Here is a 3,609-nt window from a genome sequence, read left to right as displayed (position 1 = left end):
GCGGACGGACTGTTCAGAATCGCCCTCGTTCGGTAGCTCACGAGAATCCACGGCACTCCCTCCTGTCTGAATGCCGGGGTATGGCAAGCCCCACAAATCGGGCGCTGCACATAACTGGGAGCGCCACATAACATAATTTATATGCCGCGACACATAAGGTGTGGACCAGGACGATGGCCGAAGCGTTCGCGGCGATGGCAAGTTTGAAGACCTCCCGCGGGTGAACGAGAATGGTGTCGAGTGTACCCTGGGAAATCTGGTCCACACGAATCAGTTTTCGTCGCGTGTTCAGCAGCACGACCTGAAAGTGCTCCACGTCATAGAGCCGGTTTTCTTCGCGCAGCAGGTCCGCGACGCGCTCCGGGGTATCGAGCACGGGCGCCTCGTGCTGCAGTTCCTTCGCCATGCGCTGGGCCAGCGTGAAAGCGCTTTTCAACGCGATGGCCTTGTCACGCCCAACACCCTTGACCTGGCGCAACTCGTCGAGCGACGCACGAGCCAGGTTTTCCAGTTTTCCGAATCTGGCCAGCAATTGCTGGGCGATGTGAATGGCCGAGTACCCTTTTATTCCCGTCCGCAGAAGAATCGCGACGAGTTCCGCGTTGGACAAGGCCTCGGCTCCGTCCGCCGCGAGCCGTTCGCGGGGACGCTCTCTTGCCGCCATGTCCTTGATGCGCGGATTCGTGGTCATGCCCTGCCGGTCCCGGTTCTATCAGGCAAAAGAAACTTCGCGAACAAATAAATTCGTTCGAGATGGGAAATGACAAACCGGCGGGTTTCAGGCGATGCGCAAATCCTGCACGATAAACGGCGCAAACTCCGCATGCAGATGCGGCGGGATGCGGGCCTTGAATCGCGCATCGGCGCCGTTGTAATCGCGCTCCACCACCTGTCCGACGGCGTGCAGCCGCGCGATCACCGCCGACTCGCTGTGCGGCACCTTCAGTTCGAGAAACTCGCGCGTCGGCCGCAACTGACTGCCGAGTTCGGCCAGCAACGCCGGGAACCCCTCGCCGGTCTTCGCCGAAACAGCGACCGTGTTGGGCAGTTGTTCGGCCAAGCGGTGTCGCAGCTCACCGCTTATCAGCCGGTCAATTTTGTTGAAGACCATCAACGTTGGCCGGCCGGCCGCGCCGATTTCTTCAAGCACGGCATTCACCGCCGTAATTTGCTCCACGGCCTGCGGATGACTGGCGTCCACGACATGCAGCAGCAGATCCGCCTGCACGACCTCTTCGAGCGTGGCCTTGAACGCCTCGACAAGTCGGTGCGGCAGCTTCCGGATGAATCCCACCGTGTCCGTGAGCAATACGCTTTGGTTTGTCGGCAGGCGCAGACGCCGCGTCGTCGGGTCGAGCGTGGCGAACAATTTATCCTCGGCCAGCGCCTGGGCGCCCGTGAGCGCGTTGAGCAAGGTGGACTTTCCGGCGTTTGTATAACCGACGATGGACGCAAGCGGCCAGAGGTGCCGCTGCCGGCCAGACCTTTGCGTCGAGCGTTGGCGGCGCACCAGTTCCAATTCCTCGCGGATCCTGTCGATGCGCTCCTGTACTCGGCGGCGGTCGGTTTCGAGCTGCGATTCGCCTTCGCCACCGCGCATTCCAATGCCGCCTTTTTGCCGCGACAAGTGGCTCCAATAGCGCGTCAGCCGCGGCAGCAAATGCTGCAACTGTGCCAGCTCCACCTGCAACTTGCCTTCGCGTGTGCGGGCGCGGCGCGCGAAGATGTCGAGAATCAGCACCGTTCGATCAAGCACCTTGCAATCGAAAACCCTTTCGAGATTGCGGCTCTGCGCCGGGGAAAGGTCGTCGTCGAAAATCACCGTATCCACGCCGTGGCGCTTGCAATGCCCGGCAAATTCCTCGGCCTTGCCGCTCCCGATGAATGTGGCGGACGCGGGCGCTTCCAGCCTTTGGGTGCCGTCGCCGACGATATCGGCCCCGGCCGTTGTGGCAAGTTCGGCCAGTTCGTCGAGGGAATCACGAACCTCCCAGGTGGTGCGCGACTTCAGTTCGGCTCCTATGAGGAACACGCGCTCGGTCCTCTTGTTCGATGTCGGTATGAGTGCTTTCAATTTTTAAATCGCAACCGCGGGAACCATAACATGATTCGGCGGGGATTAAAGTCCGAACTCAACCGGAAACTTAGCCCGGAATGGATTTGACGATGCGCCGAAGTCAATTCCGGTTCAGCCAGGGTCCCCCCTTTGATTCGGGCCCAGCCAGTTTTTGTGCGGTGCCCCTGCTCTCAAAAAGCTCCGCCGCCGTTTGTTCGGCGTCAACGTCCGGCTTCAGGTGTACCCAATCCAGATCGAATTGTCGGCGGAACCACGTCATCTGCCGTTTCGCGAACTGCCGCGTCCGCACTTTGACGAGTTCGATCGTTTCGTCCAGCGAACGCCCGCCGCGGAGATGTTCAACAACCTGCCGGTAGCCGATGGCCTGCATCGCGGTTTTGTTTTCTTCCAGTCCTTGTTTCAATAATCGTTTCGCTTCCTCGACCAGCCCGCGAGCGAACATGGCCTCAACGCGTGCGTCTATACGGGCGCGCAAATCCTCGCTGGAACGCGCGAGGCCGAAGAAACGAGGAGGGACAACTTCCACGTTGTCCCTGAAATTTTCGAACGTAGTGGAACGCGTCCCTTCCAAAGAATTCCAGACCGCTCGAAGTTGCGAAAACGGCTTGCCGGTCAGGCGAATGACTTCAAGCGCCCGGATGACGCGGCGTGGATTCTTCCGGTCGATCCGCGCAAAAGTGTCCGGGTCCTTTTGTTCCAACTCATGGAGCAATTCGGCCAAGGACGTCGCCTCCAGCTTCGCGCGCAAAGCGGCGTCCGCCGCCGGCGTTTCGCCAAGCCCTCCGAGAAACGCTTTGAAGTAAAGTCCTGTGCCGCCGCAAAGGATTGGCACACGGCCGCGCTGCCGGATTTGCGCCACTGCCGACCGCGCCAGCCGGACAAATTGGGCGGCGTCGAACGGCTCATTTACTTCAACGACATCAATCAAATGGTGCGGAACCCGCCGCCGGTCCGACGGCGAAGGTTTCGCGGTGCCGAGGTCGAGTCCGCGATAAACCTGCATCGAATCGACCGACACGATCTCGCCGTCGATACGTTCGGCGAGGGCGACGGCCACGGCGGATTTTCCAACGGCGGTCGGCCCGCCGATGAGGATCGCGTCGAGCGGACGTCGCGCCGCGCGGGACACGCGGGAAGAATTCGTTGTCATTGCCTCACCCTATCCGTCCCGAAAACTCAGTTCTGTTTGACGGGCTCCTTGGCAGGCGAAGTATCGGTCCGGTCCTTTTGCCACGAAAGCAGGAAGAGCAGACCCACGCCGGTGCAGATGGCGCTGTCGGCAACATTGAACGCGGGAAAGCCGATTTCACCGCCCCCTCGCCGCGACAGATAAAAATAAATGAAATCCACAACGTGCTTGTGAAGGAAACGATCCAGCAGATTGCCCGCAATGCCGCCGAAAATCAGCCCGAGCGAGAGCTGGCCGAACAACGTGTGCGAATCGAAGTGGTGCCGTGTCAAAAACAGCACCAGCAGAGCGACCAGGGCAAAAATGGCCAGCAATTGGTTGCTGGCCGCAAACTGATTGAACA

4 protein-coding genes are annotated in these 3,609 nt (G+C 60.2%); all 4 read right to left on the bottom strand.

Going from position 1 to position 3,609, the window contains the following annotated elements:
• Positions 1–37 precede the first annotated feature (37 nt).
• Positions 38–691 carry a DNA repair protein RadC gene (radC, locus tag VN887_09540; GenBank protein ID HXT40254.1) on the bottom strand — a complete coding sequence of 218 codons (654 nt, stop codon included), beginning with the start codon at positions 689–691 and terminating at the stop codon, positions 38–40.
• A gap of 87 nt (positions 692–778) precedes the next feature.
• On the bottom strand, positions 779–2,074 hold the full coding sequence (hflX, locus tag VN887_09535; GenBank protein ID HXT40253.1) for a GTPase HflX: 1,296 nt from the start codon (positions 2,072–2,074) through the stop codon (positions 779–781).
• Between the two features lie 103 nt (positions 2,075–2,177).
• Entirely contained in the window at positions 2,178–3,227 is a 1,050-nt protein-coding gene (gene miaA / locus VN887_09530) for a tRNA (adenosine(37)-N6)-dimethylallyltransferase MiaA (GenBank protein ID HXT40252.1), read from the bottom strand.
• 26 nt (positions 3,228–3,253) lie between these two features.
• Positions 3,254–3,609: signal peptidase II (locus VN887_09525; protein HXT40251.1), on the bottom strand; the 356-nt coding region annotated here is incomplete at its 5' end.

This window comes from Candidatus Angelobacter sp., assembly GCA_035607015.1.
GTDB lineage: Bacteria > Verrucomicrobiota > Verrucomicrobiia > Limisphaerales > AV2 > AV2.
The sequence above is the reverse complement of the archived record's forward strand: the minus strand, read 5'-3'. Positions and strand labels throughout refer to the sequence as shown.

Excerpts from the sequence above, each read along its gene's own strand:
- radC (HXT40254.1), bottom strand. The coding sequence starts at position 691 with ATGACCACGAATCCGCGCATCAAGGACATGGCGGCAAGAGAGCGTCCC.
- miaA (HXT40252.1), bottom strand. The coding sequence starts at position 3,227 with ATGACAACGAATTCTTCCCGCGTGTCCCGCGCGGCGCGACGTCCGCTC.